At 31.5% G+C, this 18,667-nt stretch carries 18 protein-coding genes; 8 read left to right on the forward strand and 10 right to left on the reverse strand.

All coding sequences use genetic code 11. The annotated features are described in order from the left end of the window. Position 1 precedes the first annotated feature (1 nt). Complete coding sequence (locus Q0842_RS12890; protein WP_298498721.1) at positions 2–1,243, reverse strand: NADH:ubiquinone reductase (Na(+)-transporting) subunit B; 1,242 nt, start codon at positions 1,241–1,243, stop codon at positions 2–4. Continuing rightward, positions 1,243–2,598, reverse strand: a complete 1,356-nt coding sequence (locus Q0842_RS12895) for a Na(+)-translocating NADH-quinone reductase subunit A (RefSeq protein ID WP_298498724.1) — start codon at positions 2,596–2,598, stop codon at positions 1,243–1,245. The genes Q0842_RS12890 and Q0842_RS12895 overlap by 1 nt, the downstream gene beginning before the upstream one ends. Before the next feature lie 162 nt (positions 2,599–2,760). On the opposite strand from Q0842_RS12895, the gene Q0842_RS12900 reads away from it, so the two are divergent. After that, positions 2,761–4,011 carry a type IX secretion system plug protein domain-containing protein gene (locus Q0842_RS12900; protein WP_298498728.1) on the forward strand — a complete coding sequence of 417 codons (1,251 nt, stop codon included), beginning with the start codon at positions 2,761–2,763 and terminating at the stop codon, positions 4,009–4,011. Between the two features lie 170 nt (positions 4,012–4,181). Next, positions 4,182–4,568 carry a Co2+/Mg2+ efflux protein ApaG gene (gene apaG / locus Q0842_RS12905; protein WP_298498731.1) on the forward strand — a complete coding sequence of 129 codons (387 nt, stop codon included), beginning with the start codon at positions 4,182–4,184 and terminating at the stop codon, positions 4,566–4,568. Positions 4,569–4,720: 152 nt separating this feature from the next. Here the strand turns inward: apaG and Q0842_RS12910 are convergent, their stop codons facing one another. Both Q0842_RS12910 and Q0842_RS12915 read right to left on the reverse strand, forming a co-directional pair. Then, on the reverse strand, positions 4,721–5,713 hold the full coding sequence (locus tag Q0842_RS12910; RefSeq protein WP_298498736.1) for a DUF6695 family protein: 993 nt from the start codon (positions 5,711–5,713) through the stop codon (positions 4,721–4,723). After that, positions 5,706–6,428, reverse strand: coding sequence for an NRDE family protein (locus tag Q0842_RS12915; protein ID WP_298498739.1), 723 nt, complete (start codon positions 6,426–6,428; stop codon positions 5,706–5,708). Before Q0842_RS12915 ends, Q0842_RS12910 begins: the two co-directional genes overlap by 8 nt. Before the next feature lie 151 nt (positions 6,429–6,579). Between Q0842_RS12915 and pruA the strand changes: the two genes are divergently transcribed. Further along, positions 6,580–8,208: an L-glutamate gamma-semialdehyde dehydrogenase gene (gene pruA / locus Q0842_RS12920; protein ID WP_298498742.1), complete on the forward strand. Its 1,629-nt coding sequence runs from the start codon at positions 6,580–6,582 to the stop codon at positions 8,206–8,208. Between the two features lie 416 nt (positions 8,209–8,624). Beyond that, entirely contained in the window at positions 8,625–9,584 is a 960-nt protein-coding gene (locus Q0842_RS12925; protein WP_298498745.1) for a tetratricopeptide repeat protein, read from the forward strand. Here the strand turns inward: Q0842_RS12925 and rsmG are convergent, their stop codons facing one another. After that, positions 9,585–10,214 (reverse strand): 16S rRNA (guanine(527)-N(7))-methyltransferase RsmG, encoded by a 630-nt coding sequence (rsmG, locus tag Q0842_RS12930; RefSeq protein WP_298498748.1) that lies wholly within the window; start codon positions 10,212–10,214, stop codon positions 9,585–9,587. It abuts the gene before it with no gap. Between the two features lie 148 nt (positions 10,215–10,362). Between rsmG and Q0842_RS12935 the strand changes: the two genes are divergently transcribed. Together Q0842_RS12935 and Q0842_RS12940 are read left to right on the forward strand one after the other, a co-directional pair. Next, positions 10,363–11,460, forward strand: a complete 1,098-nt coding sequence (locus tag Q0842_RS12935) for an acyl-CoA desaturase (protein WP_298498751.1) — start codon at positions 10,363–10,365, stop codon at positions 11,458–11,460. 36 nt (positions 11,461–11,496) lie between these two features. Further along, complete coding sequence (locus Q0842_RS12940) at positions 11,497–12,681, forward strand: pyridoxal phosphate-dependent aminotransferase (RefSeq protein WP_298498754.1); 1,185 nt, start codon at positions 11,497–11,499, stop codon at positions 12,679–12,681. Between the two features lie 55 nt (positions 12,682–12,736). Here Q0842_RS12940 and Q0842_RS12945 read toward each other — a convergent pair whose 3' ends face one another. From Q0842_RS12945 to trkA, 5 genes are all read right to left on the reverse strand, one after another. Then, entirely contained in the window at positions 12,737–13,003 is a 267-nt protein-coding gene (locus Q0842_RS12945; RefSeq protein WP_298498757.1) for a hypothetical protein, read from the reverse strand. A 106-nt stretch (positions 13,004–13,109) separates the two neighbouring features. Continuing rightward, on the reverse strand, positions 13,110–13,733 hold the full coding sequence (locus Q0842_RS12950) for a hypothetical protein (protein WP_298498762.1): 624 nt from the start codon (positions 13,731–13,733) through the stop codon (positions 13,110–13,112). Between the two features lie 14 nt (positions 13,734–13,747). Then, complete coding sequence (locus Q0842_RS12955; protein ID WP_298498765.1) at positions 13,748–14,002, reverse strand: hypothetical protein; 255 nt, start codon at positions 14,000–14,002, stop codon at positions 13,748–13,750. Between the two features lie 196 nt (positions 14,003–14,198). After that, on the reverse strand, positions 14,199–15,692 hold the full coding sequence (locus Q0842_RS12960) for a potassium transporter TrkG (protein ID WP_298498768.1): 1,494 nt from the start codon (positions 15,690–15,692) through the stop codon (positions 14,199–14,201). 25 nt (positions 15,693–15,717) lie between these two features. Further along, positions 15,718–17,067 (reverse strand): Trk system potassium transporter TrkA, encoded by a 1,350-nt coding sequence (trkA, locus tag Q0842_RS12965; RefSeq protein WP_298498771.1) that lies wholly within the window; start codon positions 17,065–17,067, stop codon positions 15,718–15,720. Positions 17,068–17,204: 137 nt separating this feature from the next. On the opposite strand from trkA, the gene ubiE reads away from it, so the two are divergent. Together ubiE and Q0842_RS12975 are read left to right on the forward strand one after the other, a co-directional pair. After that, positions 17,205–17,930, forward strand: a complete 726-nt coding sequence (gene ubiE / locus Q0842_RS12970) for a bifunctional demethylmenaquinone methyltransferase/2-methoxy-6-polyprenyl-1,4-benzoquinol methylase UbiE (RefSeq protein ID WP_298498775.1) — start codon at positions 17,205–17,207, stop codon at positions 17,928–17,930. Between the two features lie 4 nt (positions 17,931–17,934). Further along, a complete protein-coding gene (locus tag Q0842_RS12975; protein WP_298498778.1) occupies positions 17,935–18,666 on the forward strand; it encodes a porin family protein in 732 nt (243 codons plus the stop codon). Position 18,667 lies beyond the last annotated feature (1 nt).

Raw genomic sequence — 18,667 nt, forward strand, 5'->3', positions numbered from 1 at the left:
ATTATGCTGTTTTAACTTTTAAACGTTTCATTCTTTTCTTCACGTTACCTTGAACCACATAATGGTCTATTGTTGGTGCAAATACATTCATTAATAGAATAGCTAACATAACACCTTCTGGGTAAGCTGGATTGAATACACGAATCATAATAGAAATAAATCCTACTAAAAAACCATATATCCATTTCCCTTTGTTTGTTTGTGATGCTGTAACAGGATCGGTAGCCATAAAGACTGTACCAAAGGCAAAACCGCCAATAATTAAATGCTCCCAAAAAGGTGCACTCATTAATCCATAAAAATTACTGCTTTCTGTAATCCATCCTGAAGCTACAACTTGATTGAATATTAATCCCATTACAATAGCACCTAATACAGATGATAACATAATTCTCCAGCTACCTATTTTAGAAAAGATTAAAAACAAACCTCCAAGTAAAATTAATAATGTTGAAGTTTCACCTACAGAACCTGGAATAAATCCTAAGAACATGTCCATGAAACTTACATCAGATCCTCCTAACATAAATTCATTACCTTGTGCCAAGCTACCTAATATAGTTTCTCCAGAAATAGCATCAGGCTGAGCGCCAGCAGCTAAATCTTGTACTCTAGGGTCTGCACCATGAACCCAAACTTTATCTCCACTCATCCAGGTTGGATAAGCAAAAAACAAAAAGGCTCTAATGGTTAATGCAGGGTTTAGAATATTCATTCCTGTTCCTCCAAATACTTCTTTACCAATTACAACACCAAACACAACAGCAACAGCTAACATCCATAACGGAATATCAATTGGCACTATTAATGGAACTAACATACCAGTAACTAGATACCCTTCTTCTACCTCGTGTCCTTTAATTATGGCGAATATAAATTCAATTCCTAGACCAACACCGTAGGATACAATTACTAATGGTATGATTTTCCAAAAACCAACCATAAAATTATCTAGTGTCCAAAACTCAGGACTAAAGAAACTTCCAGCTACTGCTTGAATATCCCCTAAAGCTAAATGATGTTGATAACCAGCGTTAAACATACCAAACAATAAACATGGCACCATAGCCATGATTACGGTATTCATAGTACGCTTTAAATCGTCGGCAGCCTTGATATGAGTACCATTATGTGTTGTCTCATTTGGCAAGTATAAAAACGTATGGATGGCATTAAATGCTGGTATCCATTTTTTGTCTTTATTTTTTTCTTTAAAATTATGTAAATTCTCTTTTAAACCCATTATCCTATCTCTTTAAGCATTAAGTCTAAACCTTCTCTAATTATTTTTTGATGTGGTTGTTTAGATACACATACAAATTCTGTTAACGCAAAATCTTCAGGAGCTACTTCATACATTCCTAAAGCTTCCATTTCGTCTAAGTCTTTATATAAACAAGCTTTTAATATTTGCATAGGGAAAATATCTAAAGGAAATACCTCTTCATACGTTCCAGTAGTTACAAAAGCTCTATGTTCACCATTTGTATTTGTATTTAAATCAAATTTTTTCTTTGGATTCAACCAAGAAAAAGTAAATGCTCTAGATGTAGATACTTTATTAAAAACAGGTTTATTCCATCCAAAAAACTCATAATCATCACCTTCAGGAATTATTGAAACTACATTGCTGTAATAATCTAAACTTCCATCTGGTTGTATTTGTTTTCCTGATAACACATTACCCGAAATAATACGGTCATTACCGTCTTTTGAAACACCTTTATCATAAACAATAGTAGCAATTTCACTACCTATTAGTGTTTTGAAATATCTTGGTTTTTCAACTGAAGATCCAACTAATGCTACAATACGCTCTGCATTAAATTTTCCAGTTAAAAGTAATTCACCAATAATAACTAAATCTTGAGGATTAACTGTCCAAACAACTTCACCTTTATTTATTGGATCTATTTTATTTATCTGAGTTCCAACATTACCTGATGGATGTGGGCCAGAAACCTTATGTAAGGTAATTCCAGTCAATCCTGCCAACGGCGAGTTAGAATTTTTACCTACAGAAACATGAACAGGTCCTTCTGTTAATTTCCCTAAAGCTAGAACTGCTGCTTGCAATTCAGCCTCTTTTCCTTGTAAAGTAAAATCTAAATCGGCTGCTAATGGTGCACTTGCATATCCTGATATAAAAATCGCTTTTGGCGATTTATCAGGGTTAGCAATAACATCATAAGGACGTTGTTTAACAAATGGCCAACATCCAGAAGCTAGCAAATGCGCTTTAACATCTTCTGGCTTAGAAGCTTCAACATCAAACTTTCCAAAATCCTCAAAAGTTTGTGATTTCTCTGCTTCTACTTTAATGGCATCAATGCGTCTTTTTGGTCCTCTAACCACCTCAACTATTTTCCCTGAAACTGGTGATAAAAACTTTACCGATTCTTGAGATTTATCGTAAAACAAAGTACCACCAGCTTTAACTGTGGTTCCTTCTTTTGCAACAAGTTTTGGTATTACGCCGTGAAAATCTTCTGGTCTTATGGTGCAGTAGTTACTAATAATTGCTTGTTCAATAGCATTATCAGCTTCACCCTTAAGTTTAATGTCCAGACCTTTTTTTATACGAATGTCGTTTGACATATTTATTTAATTGAAATTAGTTGTCTAAAAATCGGTGCAAAAATACGAATTAATAGCTAATTTGATAAGCAATTTATAAGCTGATTGTTATTTATATTAATTCTAAATAAACGCAACGCCTTAGGCATGGAATTTGTTTATCTTTACAAAAAAAAACTTAGAATGTCTTTAAAATCTTCCTTAATATGGCTTTGTTTTGCAGCTTCAGGATTTATTTATAGTCAAATAGACGAATTAAACCCTCCTGATTACATTAAATCAATCACATTTAAAAGCAATAGTAATGATTTGGGAGAGCTACCAATAATTCAATTAGGAGAAACTTTTTACCTAGAGTTTGATGCTCTTGTATCAGACGAGCCAGATTTTTATTATAAAATAGAGCATTGTGATTACAACTGGAAACCTTCAGTTCTTGTAAAACCAGAATTCTTATTGGGAGTAGACAATTTTAGAATTCAAGACTACACAAATTCTTTTAACACCTTTCAAATGTATTCCCATTACAGATTGTCTATTCCAAATCAGCAAACAAAACGTTTAAAAGTTTCTGGAAATTATATTATTTCAATCTATGATTCTTATGGAGACATTGTATTTTCCAGAAAATTCATGATTTACGAAAACATTGTTACTCCCGGTATTGCTATTAAAAGATCAAGAGATGTAAGCAACATAGAAACCACACAAACCGTAGATATCGAAATTGCTTCCGGATCTCAAATAAACAATCCACAACAAACCGTAAAAGCGTTAATTATACAAAACAGTAATTTAAACACCTCTATTTCTAATATAAAACCACAATACACTATTGGTAATAGGCTAATTTACAGGTATACAAAAGAAACTGCTTTCCCTGCAGGAAATGAGTATTTGTTTTTTGAAACTAAAGATGTTAGAGCCGCAACTTCTAGGGTTCAATCTATTGCCCTTGAAGATATATATCAATCTTATTTATATACAGACATAGCTAGAAACAATTTACCATACACCTACAATCCAGATGTTAATGGCCGATTTAAAATTGTTGCTATTGATAGGGACGATGTTTCCATTGAAGCCGACTATGTTCAAGTTCATTTCTCATTAAAACACCCTGAGTTAAATAACGAAGAACACATATATGTGTATGGAAATTACAATAATTATGCGCTTAATGATGATAATAAAATGACATATAATGCCCAAAACGGTGTTTATGAAACAAACATGATACTAAAACAAGGGTTCTACAATTATAAATATGTAGTTAAAAACAAAGATGGTAGTTTAAACGAAGGGGCTATTAGTGGCAATTTTTGGCAAACTGAAAACAACTATAAAGTTTTAGTTTATTACAGAGATTTAGGCGCTCGATACGACCGAATTATTGGTTTTAACGAGGTTTCATCAACAAACATCTCTAATTAAACACACAACAACTGTTAAAAGTTACACAACAACAACCAATCAAATTAATTATTTAATAACTATAGTGGGCTAAAATTGCATTTTATCTAATATTTACATCAAAGACGTTAAAATTTACGCTAAACACTTAATATTTATTATTTTAGTACCCAATAATACTTTGCAAATTAATGGTTCAACAGGTTACAAAAGGCATAAAAATTTCAGTCGAAACTACTTTCGAAGGCTCATTTTATAAAAACTATAAAATGCAATACGCCTTTGGCTACACCATAACTATTGAGAATCAAAGTAAAGACTCCGTTCAGCTTAACGCACGCCATTGGGAAATTTTAGACGCATTAAATAATGTTGAAACCGTTTCAGGCGAAGGCGTTATAGGAAAAAAACCAGTACTTATACCTGGAGAATCTCACACATACTCATCAGGCTGTTTACTAACATCTCCATTTGGTGCTATGCAAGGACACTATAGTATGGTAAACTTTACAACTACCAAAAAATTTAAAGTTACAATTCCAACATTTAAGCTAAGTGCCCCTTTTGCTATAAATTAATTTTATTATTTGGGCGTTACCACAAGGGTCGGGCTTTTTGCTACAAGTCCTCGCTCGTGCCTCGCTGTGGGCTTTCCACTACAATCCCTAACGCAGGTAAATTTGCCTTTTAAGTTTCAATAAAAGCATTATTATATATCAGAAAAAGCAAACTAATCTTTACGCTCAAATCTATAAATAGTTTCGTTTTGCTTTATATGGAAGAATTTGCAGTTTGAATAATGTATAAATTCAAACTCTAAATCATAATCAAAAGAATCATCAGCTACAACAAATTTTTCGTGTACATCAATATTTCCGTAAGGAGATATTCGCTTAAAATGATACTCCACATCATGCCCTGTTTTATGCAACTCAAACCAAGCACCTGCAGCAATACCAGAAAGCCATTGCGCCTTATCATGCAAACCATCAACTGGTTTTGGCTTTTGCGTACCAACCAAATTAACTTTATGATCTTTCAATCTATCTAAAAAACAACGAATATTTTCACTTCTTTGAGAGCCTTTAAACTTTGAAATGACACCAGTTTCCGAAACCTCAAAAGGATTGTTTTCAGTATCAGCAAGCAAAACATTTCCAACGGTACTTGGTGTAAACCATTTAGAATTCTCTAAACGCTTTTTAATTTTAATATCGGTTACCGAAGCAATCAAAGTATCTGTAACAAAACGCGCACAATTACAAGCATCTTTAATAAAAGCCGCATATCTTATAAAGTGTTTGTTTTGCATATTTGTAATATGCGTTCTTGCCTTTTGGTAATTAACAGCCTTACAAACCGATGCAACTAACTTACCATCGCCATGAGTTAGCTTTGGGTGCGTACCCAAAAACTCAAGTATTGCATCTAAATTTTTAATGGAATCATTTTCAACTTCAGCTTTTATTGGAAAATGTAATTCGTTATCAGTATCTCTACCTCTAACCCTACCAGAAGGTTCTGGTGTAATATATCTCCCAAAATCATGATATTCCAAAACACCAGTTTCTTTATCAATTAGCACTAAGGCTGCATGTCCAGCCCGTAAATAATCTTTTTTACCAACACCCAAAAACCTTAAATAAGGAGAAAACCACTCTTCAGATACCATAACTATAGTATCTGGATAAGCCAATGTTAAAATAAAACCTGTGTTATTCATTAACTACTTCTGGAAGATTAAACATTTTTGAAGTAACTATTTTGTTATCAAGGTTTTCATAATGCATGCTTAATATGTTTCCTTGTTTTTCTATCTGTGTTACACTTGTTGTTTTCACCAAACCTCGATCCATAATCAAACCATATTCCTTATTTTCAACATCTTCAATCTTATGGAATTCTAATAAAGAGCTCGCATTCAAATCATAAACAGTTTCAAAATTCTCGAACCATTGTTGACGCTCTCTTTGCATCCCTTCATTATATAATGTTGATGACGACCAAATTCGAGATTCTAAAGGCAACTCCATAAAATGTTGGTATTTACCATCCCAAACAAGTTCGTAGAATTTTAATCCTTTATTCCAATCTGCAATAATGATAGTAAACGGTTCAATATTTTCAAAATTATAAGACTCAATGGTTGTTACAATATTTTCAGATATCATAAAATCATTAGCAACTATGCCTCGACTTTTTCTGTAACTAGACTGCCTTTCATGTTTAACAAAACCACCATTAAGCACACAAACTACTCTGTTTTTCTCACTAACACCAATCCATGTTCCTCCTTTTTTATCTTTAGGAAACAAAACCTTCGTATTATTAATATAATAAAAATCTGGAACTAACGACACTCTATCAGGGGCTTCGTCTCTATTTGAGGTGAGCACAAAATCAGTATTATTAATTGGAAATATAGTAACTGTACACATATAAAACGTAGTCTTAAAACGCATTGGCAACTTACAAAAAATAAATAAAATTTAACTTGCTTTTATGATGACTTGAGTTAAAAAAATCATTTAATTATTCTTAAATTTGCAAGACATTTACTGAAAATTCAATAACGAAAAATCAAAAATCATGGGAAAAGGCTTTTTTAATGTACCAATTGCTATTAACGAACCTGTAAAATCTTATGCTCCAGGATCACCAGAACGTGATGCTGTTCTGCATACTTACAAAGCAATGTTTAATAGTAAAGTTGATGTGCCTTTATATATAAATGGCGAAAACGTAAAAACTGGTAACACTAGAACAATGTCTCCGCCACACGATCACAAACATATTGTTGGAACTTATCATATTGCAGAACAAAAACATATAGACGATGCTATTTCTACAGCTTTAGAAGCCAGAAAAACATGGTCTCAAATGCCTTGGGAACAACGTGCAGGTATTTTTTTAAAAGCTGCCGAGTTAATTGCAGGTCCTTATAGAGCAAAAATTAATGCTGCAACTATGATTGCACAATCTAAAACAATACATCAAGCTGAAATTGACGCTGCTTGCGAGTTTATAGACTTCTTACGTTTTAATGTTCAGTTTATGACTGATATTTACATGGAACAACCAGAAAGCACAAGCGATGCTTGGAACAGAATTGAATATCGACCATTAGAAGGTTTTACATATGCAGTAACACCCTTTAACTTTACTGCTATTGCTGGTAATTTACCAGCATGTATGGCATTAATGGGTAATGTAGTAGTTTGGAAACCTAGCGATAGCCAAGTATATTCTGCTAAAGTAATAATGGATGTATTTGAAGAAGCTGGTGTGCCTCCAGGAGTAATAAACGTTGTATTTGGAGACCCTGTAATGATTACCAATACCGTTATGGCAAGTCCAGATTTTTCAGGATTACACTTTACGGGTTCTACATATATATTTAAAGAACTTTGGAAACAAATAGGAAACAATATTCATAATTATAAAACTTACCCAAGAATTGTTGGTGAAACTGGCGGGAAAGACTTTATTGTAGCACACAAATCGGCTAACGCAAAACAAGTAGCTACAGCAATTGTTCGTGGTGCTTTCGAGTTTCAAGGTCAAAAATGTAGTGCTGCATCAAGAGCTTACATCCCAAAAAGCCTATGGGCAGATGTAAAAAAGTTTGTTATTGAAGATGTAAAGTCTTTAAAAATGGGTTCACCAGAAGACATGAGTAACTTTATTACAGCAGTAATTCACGAAGGTTCTTTCGATAAACTTACCAAATTTATAGATGGAGCAAAAAGCGATAGTGACGCTGAAATTATAGTTGGTGGAAATTATGATAAGAGTAAAGGTTACTTTATTGAGCCTACCGTTATTCTTACCAAAGACCCAAAATACACCACTATGTGCACAGAGTTATTTGGACCTGTAATTACTATTTATGTTTATGAAGATGATGCTTATGCTGAAACTTTAAAACTTGTAGATGAAACTAGCGAATATGCATTAACTGGAGCTATTTTATCAAAAGACAGATATGCAGTTACACAAGCTACTGAAGCTTTACAAAACGCAGCTGGTAATTTTTATATAAACGACAAACCTACTGGTGCTGTTGTAGGCCAACAACCATTTGGTGGTGCAAGAGCATCTGGAACAAACGACAAAGCAGGTAGTGCCCAAAACTTATTACGTTGGGTATCACCAAGAATGATAAAAGAAACATTTGTAACACCTACAGATTACAGATATCCTTTTTTGGGAGAGTAGAATGCATTTAAAAGTGCTTATACAATCTCATATAAACAATATAAGTTCTTAAAAAAAAGGTTATCTAGATTCTAGATAACCTTTTTTTGTACTAAAATTAAAACACTTTCTAAATCTAAAAAACCAAATAACTTTGTTCAAATCATAATAAAAATATTGAAATTTTATTATTAGAAAAAAATTAGAAACCTACAATCTGTTTCTGTATTAAATAAAATAATTATGGTACTTAACATACCTGTTTTTTTAGAATTACAGCAAAAAGCACGTCATGTAAGGGAAACAAAAAATAAGTATAGGTTTCTCGCTGTTTATTCTTAAATAATTTTTACTTTTTTATTAAAATTTAAATTATCTTCACTTAGATTTCTTCAACCGAATAAAACGGCATATTATTTGATGAATTAATTTAGAAAATGAGAAAACTAATACTTACATTTATTATTATCCTACCCTTGCTTACTTTTGGGCAAGCAAAGAAGATATACAGGAAAGCTCTAAGAACTACAGACTTGAACGAAAAAATTAAGCTTCTCAATCAAGTTATAGAAGAGGAGCCTAAAAACCTAGACGCTTATTTCTATAGAGCAATAGCAAAAAATGATTTAGGAGATTTTCGTGGGGCCATAGTAGACTATTCTAAAATTATTGTTGAAGAACCAGATGCAGATTCCTATTACAACAGAGGAAATTCAAAATACAGTATAAAAGACTTTTCTGGCGCTAAAGAAGATTATGCAAAAGCATATATGCTTGACGAAAGTTTTATTGATGCCTTGTACAGTTTAGCATGTGTTAAACTAGACCTTGAAGAATATGAAAACTCAATTAAAGATTTCTCAAAAGTTATTAAACAAGTCCCTGAAAATTCTAACACTTATATATTAAGAGCTACAGCTTACAAAGCTTTAAAACAATATCCTGAAGCTTTAAACGATTATTCAACAGCTATTTTAATTAGTCCAAATGCAAACAATTACTACAATCGTGGTGCTTTTTTAATGGATATTAATTATTACAAAGAAGCGCAATCAGATTTAACAAAATCGTTAAGACTTAATAAAAATAATGCTTATGCTTATTTTTTTAGAGGTGCTTCAAATTTAATGTTAGGTACTTATGACAATGCTATTTCCGATTTTTCTGAAGCAATAAAATTTGATGCTATGGATTTTGATGCCTATTTAGGATTAGCCATGGCATATCTTAAAATTAATGATGTAGCGAATGCAAAATCGAATTTTGATAGAGCGAATGCTATAATTGTGCCTAACAAAAAAATATCATCTATAGAACAATACAACAATACATATTGGTTTCACAATCAATATTTTTATTTTAATAATTCGGTAACCGAATTAGCAAAGGTTAAATAATTACCCTCTAAATTTCATAGGTAAATGTACTACCTTTTTGGTTTCATAAAACTCTTCTTCAAAATAATCACTTAAATTATAAATATTAGTGGTTCTATAATCTTTAAGTTCTTCTGTTAAATCTCCACCTTTTAAATACAGAATACCATTTTTAAGTTCATGGTTTTGCGATTTAGTAATTTTACCTTTTACCCAATGTACAAAAGTTGGCATTACAGCTACAGCTCTACTTACTATAAAATCAAATTTCTCATCAATAGCTTCTACTCTGCTGTGAGTTGTTTTTACATTTAAGAGTCCTAAACCAGCTACGACCTCATCAACTACTTTTAATTTTTTAGCAATACTATCTACTAAATGAAATGAACATTCTGGAAATAAAATAGCCAATGGAATACCAGGAAACCCTCCTCCTGTTCCAACATCAAGAATCTTACTACCATCTTTAAAATTTATAACTTTTGCAATACCTAATGAATGTAATACGTGGCGTAAATACAACTCGTCAATATCTTTACGAGAAACAACGTTAATTTTTAAATTCCAATCTTGATACAAAGTTTCAAGTTTTTTGAATTTATCTACTTGGTCTTCTGTGAGGTTAGGAAAATACTTTAAAATGAGATCCATAAATGTTAAATTTTCAACAAAAATATGGTTTTCGCATACATTTTTTTACATAAAAACGTTCTTTGTTGCATTGGATAATACATATCTTTGCAAATAGATTTGTATAAACCTATTTTATAACAGTCTAGATTAAACTAAATTATTTATTATGAATAAGCAAGCACTTTCATTCTCGAGAAAAGATCCTGCAAAGTTTTTTAAAACTTTAAATAAACGTGTTAACGAATATTTTAAGGAAAATAACTTAAAACGAACTGGAAACTGGAAATTATATATAAAGGCAATTGTAATGTTCTCATTACTTATTGTACCTGCTGTATTAATATTAACTATTGACAGCCTACCAGGTTGGGCTCAAATACTAGGAATGGTCGTAGTAGGTATTGGTATGGCTGGTGTAGGTATGAATGTTATGCATGATGCTAACCACGGCTCTTTTTCAAGTAAAAAATGGGTTAATAAATTAATGGGAAGTAGTATTTATATTTTAGCTGGAAACGACTACAACTGGAAAGTACAGCATAATGTACTACATCACACATACACTAATATTCAAGGGCATGACGAAGACATTGATGCAGGAAGAATAATTAGATTTTCTAAACATTCAAAATGGTTTAGATTTCACAAATACCAAAAATATTATGCATTCTTTTTGTATGGTTTACTAACTGCAAACTGGGCAATTACAACAGATTTTGTACAAACTTACAAATACCTTAAAAGAAAATTAGCTTATGGCAAAATGCCACATCCAGCTACGCAATGGACTAAACTTATTATTGGTAAAATTGTTTATTACTCATTATGGGTTGTACTACCGTTGGCTTTAGGATTTGCATGGTGGGAAGTTTTAATAGGCTTTATTGTAATGCATTATACAGCTGGAATTATCTTAAGTGTTGTATTTCAATTAGCACATGTTATGCCTAATACGGAAATGCCATTACCAGACGAAGAAGGAAATATGAAAAACACTTGGGCAATTCATCAATTGTTTACAACATCTAATTTTTCACCAAAAAGCTGGCTAGCAGAATTTTATACTGGTGGATTGAATAGACAAGTTGAGCATCATTTATTTGCAAACATTAGCCATATACACTACAGTAAAATAGCTAATATAGTTAAAGAAACGGCTCAAGAGTTTAGCTTACCATATAATGAATACAATACGTTTTGGCAAGCAGTTGCCGAGCATTATAATCAATTAAAAGCGCTAGGAAAAAAGCCTAGTTTAGCCTAATATTTACACATTCTTACCAAAACAAATAACCGAAAAATGCAATTACTATCTGATAGAATTTTAAACATGGCTACGTCTGCTACTTTAGCAATGGCAGCAAAAGCGAGAGAACTTAGAGCCGAAGGAAAAGATATTATTGGCTTAAGTTTAGGAGAACCTGATTTTAACACTCCTGATTTTATTAAAGAAGCAGCTATACAAGCTATTAATGAAAATTACAACTCATACACTCCAGTTGATGGATATGGTGAGTTAAAAGATGCCATTATTACAAAGTTTAAACGTGATAATAATTTAACATACACACCAACCCAAATAGTTGTTTCTACAGGAGCAAAACAATGTTTAGCAAATATTGCTGGAGTATTGCTAAATGAAGGAGACGAAGTACTTTTACCTTGCCCTTACTGGGTAAGTTATTCTGATATTGTAAAGCTATATGACGGAGTGCCAGTAGAAGTTAAAACTTCTATAGACACAGATTTTAAAATGACACCTGAGCAACTTGAAGCAGCTATTACTCCAAAGACTAAAATGATTTGGTTTAGCTCACCTTGCAACCCTAGTGGCTCTGTTTACAGTAAATCTGAATTAAGAGCTTTAGCTGATGTTTTAGTTAAACACCCAAATATCTATGTGGTTTCTGATGAAATTTATGAGCATATAAACTACGGTAAAGGACATACAAGCATTGCTGAATTTGATGATATGTATAACAATACTATAACAGTAAATGGTGTTTCAAAAGCATTTGCAATGACTGGATGGCGTATTGGATATATTGGTGCTCCAGAAAAAATTGCTAGAGCTTGTAATAAAATGCAAGGACAAATGACAAGTGGCGCTAACTGTATTGCGCAACGTGCTGTAATTACTGCTCTAAACGAATCGCCTTCTCGTGTTCAATACATGATTGACGAATTTAAGGAACGCCGTGATTTAATATTGAATTTAGTTAATGATACTGAAGGATTTAAAGCCAACACACCAGATGGTGCTTTTTATATTTTCCCAGATGTTACTTACTTTTTTGGCAAAACATTACGTGGTAAAAAAATAAATAATGCTACTGATTTTTCTTTGTATTTATTAGAAGAAGCACTTGTAGCAACTGTAACAGGTGAAGCTTTTGGGAATCCAGATTGTATAAGAATTTCTTATGCTGCTTCGAAAGAACAAATTATTGAAGCTATTAAACGTATAAAAGAAGTTGTAAGTTAAAAAGTTTATAATTTTATAAATACTTAAAAGCCACTAAATAATTTAGTGGCTTTCTTTATTGTGATAAGAATAAAACTAAAGCTATTAAGCCAAACAATAAAACTAAAAATATAGAAATACTTTTTATTCTAGCCTGTTTTCTTTCTCTTATTATTCTTTGTTTAATTTCTTGTAATACCTCAGGTGTTGCTTCTGGTAATTCTTTAAGCCTAATATTTGCATAACTTCCACCTAATGCACTTTTCTCTTTCCTTTTTGATAAAAGGTTTCTATTGTTTTTTAAAGATTTAATTGCAGCTAACATTGAGCCTTCTCCTCCCATAATTTCTAAATTAAATAATAAGTAAAAGGAAACTATTATATAGTTATTTTAAAATAACAAATTAAAGAAGCTTCTTAATTTATATGTAGTATATATTAAAGAAACGTTACAGGTTTTGGTCGGCTTTCTGTTTTCTTAAACCAACAACTAACCCAACAAGAGCAGTAAGAAGTAAAATAACTAAAATTGGTATGAGCATTTTGGTACTAGCAATTAAATTTGAAACAACTATAAAACTAAATAATAGAAGGCCTAAAATTTGCCAAATAGGATCGTTTTCTAGCTTTGAGTATTTATTATAACTTGGTTGAAAATTAATTAAAACTTTAAGTGTATTCCAGTCCCATACTATTAACATGATATTTGCCAACATGATTAACCCAGTTATTACCGGTGTAAAGGCAAAATAATAAGATATTGTAATTACAAACACATTAGCTACAATGGGAAGATTAATAACAGCTCCAAGTTTTGCAAAACGTTGAGTCATTAATAAGAATCCAGAAATTAATTGCGCTATCCCCAAGAATTTCCAATATAAACCAGATTGATATAAGGTTTCGAATAAATGCCATGAACTATCAATTGGATTTAACGCTCCACTTTGTGCTGTGAATCGACCGCCTTTAATTTTGATAATACTTGCAAAAACAAATGCACTACCTAATAAATATCTAGTATAGATAACAAAAATTTGCAACCATATTTTTTGTTTGAATCGCTCAAGCATTTTAATTAATCTAATTAATTATAAATTAAAAGTATAATTACAAGAAATAATGATAATTTTAAAATTGTTTCGGCAACACAACTTGTTATATAGTTTCTATTTTTTATGCGTTGTTTAATTCCGAAAATTGATGTTACTTTTTTTGTTTTGTAACTTGCTTTTACAACACGTTTATAATTAGAAGTTAAAAACCCAGACGGTTTATTAATTAAGTCTTCTTTTTGTTTAAACGAATGTTCGAAATTTTTAGTTGATAATACGAATTCCATGATTGATGATTTTAATTGGTTATATAATTTAGACGAGTGTCTTTAAAAAATGTAACATCATAAAACATGATAATCAACAAACTAGAAACAAATCCCATGTTAGAGATAATAATAAAAAGCCTGCAGGCACCAGGACTTGAAATGAATAAACCCACCCTTGTGTAACGCAAAAAAAATTAAACAAAAAGAATAAATATTATCTATTTCGCCAAAAGAAAGGTGTGAATAAAATAAGTACCGTAAACAATTCTAAACGACCAATTAGCATTAAAAAGGATGCCCACCATTGTGCTAAAGGTGGTAATGCTGCATAATTATTTACCGGACCGAAGTCGCCTAAAGCTGGCCCAACATTTCCTAAAGTAGATGCTGCTAAACCTATGGCACCTTTAAACTCTATTCCAAACATAGAAAATACTAGTGCTCCAATTATAAAAGACAGCATATATAGTATGAAAAAAGCTAAAACGTTAAACACAATAAACCTATTAATAGCTTTTTTATTATAGCGAACTGGAACAATTGCATTAGGATGTAAAGTACGTTTAAACTCTAAAAAACTATTTTTAATTAATATTAAATGACGCACCACTTTTACTCCACCAGAGGTACTTCCTGCTGAGCCTCCTAAAAACATAAGCCCAAAAAAGAAAACCACTAAAAACGGGGTCCATAAGGTATAATCTGCTGTAACAAATCCTGTTGTAGTTATTACTGATAGCACCTGAAACAAAGCGTGCCTAAATGCACTTTCTCCTTCTCCCCAAACCATTGGATGTGCAATTGAAGACTTACTTACATCTGCTTGAAAATAAATTATAACAGCAGCAATAATAGTAAATATCGCAATGAACTTAAAGTAAAGTTTAAACTCTTCGTCATGAATTATTTTCTGCACTTTACCTTTAAAAGCAAAATAGCTTAACACAAAGTTTGTTCCTGCTAAAAACATAAAAAGTATAATAATATACTGTATTACAGGATCTCCATTCCAATATGCAACACTTGCATTTTTAGTTGAAAAACCTCCAGTTGACAATGTACATAAAGCATGGTTTATAGCATCAAAAAAGGACATACCTGCAACCTTAAGCAATAAGGTTTCGGCAGCTGTATATCCAAAATAAATAAGCCATAATCGTTTTGCAGTATCTGTTATTCTTGGATGTAACTTATCGGCACTAGGTCCTGGAGCCTCGGCAGCAAAAAGCTGCATACCACCAATACCCAAAAGTGGTAATATGGCAATAGCTAAAACTATAATTCCCATACCCCCAATCCAATGTGTCATACTTCGCCAAAACAACACGCCTTTAGGTACCGCTTCTATATCGTTTAAAATGGATGCACCTGTTGTTGTATAACCAGAAATAGTTTCAAAAAAAGCGTTAGTAAAACTTGGAACGCTTTCTGTAAACACATAAGGTAGTGTACCTGTTAAAGACATAACAATCCACCCGAAAGTTACAACTATATAACCTTCACGCTTATTTATTTCTTTCTTATGATCTCTTGTAAATAACATGGCAATAACACCAACAATTAATGTGGCTATACCTGCTAGAAATATTTGTAATGTTACACCATCTTTGTAAATTAAACTTACAAGTGCAGATAATAGCATAAAACCACCATTAAACAGTAGTAACAAACCTAAAAAGTGAAAAATAATTTTATAATTGAGTTTCAATGGCTAACTATTTAATTGAAGTAATTTAAAGAAATAATTTTTCAACGCGTTTTATGGATTTTAGTAAACAACATACGACAATGCGATCGCCTTCTTGAATTTTAAAACTACCAAGAGCTATAATTCCAATACCATTTCTAATAACGCCTCCAATAATAGCTGTTCTTGGAAAATCTATAGATTTAATTGTTTTATTACAAACTGCAGATGTTGCTTTTACCTCAAATTCTAATAACTCAGCATTTAAATTACTAAGTTTTGTCATAGCAACAACTTCTCCTTTTCGGATATATCTAAAAATATTATTTGCCGCTAATAATTTTTTATTTATTAAAGTATCAATCCCAATGGAATGTGATAAATCAAAATAATCCATATTTTCTACCAAAGCAATGGTTTTTTTAACACCTTTTGATTTGGCTACTAAACAGGACATTATATTAGTTTCAGAATTTGGAGCAACAGCAATAAAAGCGTCCATTTCGCTAATATTCTCTTCTTCAAGTACATCAACATTTCTACCATCGCTATTTATAACAAGAACTTTTGTTAATTCTTCAGCAATTTCAAATGCCCTATCTCTGTTTCCCTCTAAAAGCTTAACATTTAAACCTTTAGCACTTAAATCTCTTGCTGTTTTGTATGCAATTTGACTACCGCCTAGAACCATTACATTTTTAATATCCCTATTAACTTTACCTGTTAGCCTACAAAGTTCATCATCACCCCCTTCAGAAGTTATAAAAACAACATTATCTCCTCTTTTAAACTTCGTATCACCTCTTGGTATAATGGTATATTGTGTGCCAAATCGTTGAATAGCAATAGGCACAAAATGAATTTCTGGAAAAATTTCTGCAGCTTCTTTAACCGTTTTACCCACAAAAGAGGCCGATCTAGAAAGTGTTAATCCAGACATAGTAAGTGCACCATCTTCGAATTCGTAATTTTCATTGAATGAAGATTGTTTTAATGATAATTCTATTTCTGAAGCTGCTAAAGCTTCAGGAGAAATTAACTCATCAATACCAAATTTTGTAAAACCAACTTCATCTTTATAATGTATAAACTCAGTATTAGAAATTCTAGCAATGGTTTTTTGAGCACCTAATTGCTTAGCTAATACACATACCGTAATGTTAGTGGTTTCACTTGATGTTACTGCAATAAATAATTCACAGGAGTCTACACGTGCCTCTTTTAATATAGCAATAGATGTAGCATCACCCTTAACTACTTTAATATCTAAATGTGTATCAGCGTAAGCTAAACTTTTTTTATTTGGATCTATTAAGGTAATCTCTTGAGATTCGTAAGACAATAATTTTGCTAAATGAAATCCTACTTCACCAGCACCAGCAATAATTATTTTCATTTTTGTGTCATGATAAAAAGTATAACAAATATACTATAAATAGATATTTGAACATAAATTTAGCATAATATAATTATTTAGTTTCCTGTTATGTAATACTTTTCTAAAAGATTATCTTTGCATAAAATTTTTAAGATTTGTCAAAAATAAAGCCCTACAAAAACAGCGACTTAGGAAAGAAAGAGCAGGTAACAAAAATGTTTGATACCATTTCTGGAGATTATGATGGTTTAAATCGTGTAATTTCTTTCGGAATTGATATAAAATGGCGAAAAAAGGTAGTTAGTTTAATTAAAGAAACTAATCCAGACTCTATTTTAGATATTGCAACAGGAACTGGAGATTTGGCTATTAATCTTGCCGAAACCAATGCTTCTAAAATTGTTGGTTTAGATATTAGTAGTGGTATGCTTGAAATTGGGAAACAAAAAATTAAAAAAAAAGCTTTAGACTCCAAAATTGAAATGATATTAGGAGATTCTGAAAATATGCCTTTTGAAGATAATTCATTTGATGCCATAACAGTTGCCTTTGGAGTTAGAAATTTTGAAACACTTGAAAATGGTTTAAAAGAAATTTACAGAGTGCTTAAACCAAAGGGTACTTTTATAATATTAGAGACTTCTGTACCCACAAAAGCACCATATAAACAGGGTTATAAATTCTACTCAAAAAATATTTTACCTTTAATAGGGAAAGCCTTTTCTAAAGATAGAAGTGCTTATAAATATTTAAGCGAATCTGCATCTGTTTTTCCTTATGGTGAAGCCTTAAACAATATTTTGCGTAATATTGGGTTTATAAATGTTGAAGATTTCCCGCAAACATTTGGTGTGGCAACAATATATAAATCATCTAAGTAGCTTTATGAAGTATTTTTTTGCATTAATACTATTTTTATTCATTACAGAAAACTCTAACGCTCAACTTTTTAAAAAAGAGAAAGTGAGTTATGATGCTAATCAAGGTAGAGGTTCTACAGATAATAATTTATTACGCTGGGGCTATTTTTTAGGTATCAATAATTACGACTTTAATTTTGATTATAACCAAGATTTACGCGACATATATGTAAAGAAAAGCCCTGGATTTAGTGTTGGTTTAATTGGTAATTTAAGAATAAACAATTTTATAGATATTCGTTTAGAACCTGGATTATTAATTACCACAAGAGAATTATATTATAGTCAAGAATGGTTTGAAGGAATTCCTGACACAAAAGCATCAGATTTTGTTAGAGAAGTAAAATCCACATATATTCATATTCCATTATTATTCAAGTTTTCAACAAAACGAATTAATAATTTCAAACCTTTTATTGTTGGTGGCTTTTCAACAGCTTTAAACCTTTCAAGTAACCAAGACAACCCTGAAGACAATAATAATGGCCAATTTAGAACAACCAAAAATTCTGTTTTTTATGAATTAGGCTTTGGTATTGATTTATATTTTTACAACTTTAAGTTTACACCATCCATACGTGGTCTTTTTGGAATAAATGACGAATTAGTTAGAGATGAAGACCCTAATAGTCCTTGGACTTCAAATATTGCAGGTATGCAAACTCGTGGAGTTTTTGTTAATTTTACATTTCAATAAC

This window comes from uncultured Algibacter sp. (assembly GCF_947495675.1).
In the GTDB taxonomy this organism is placed as follows: Bacteria; Bacteroidota; Bacteroidia; order Flavobacteriales; family Flavobacteriaceae; genus Algibacter_B.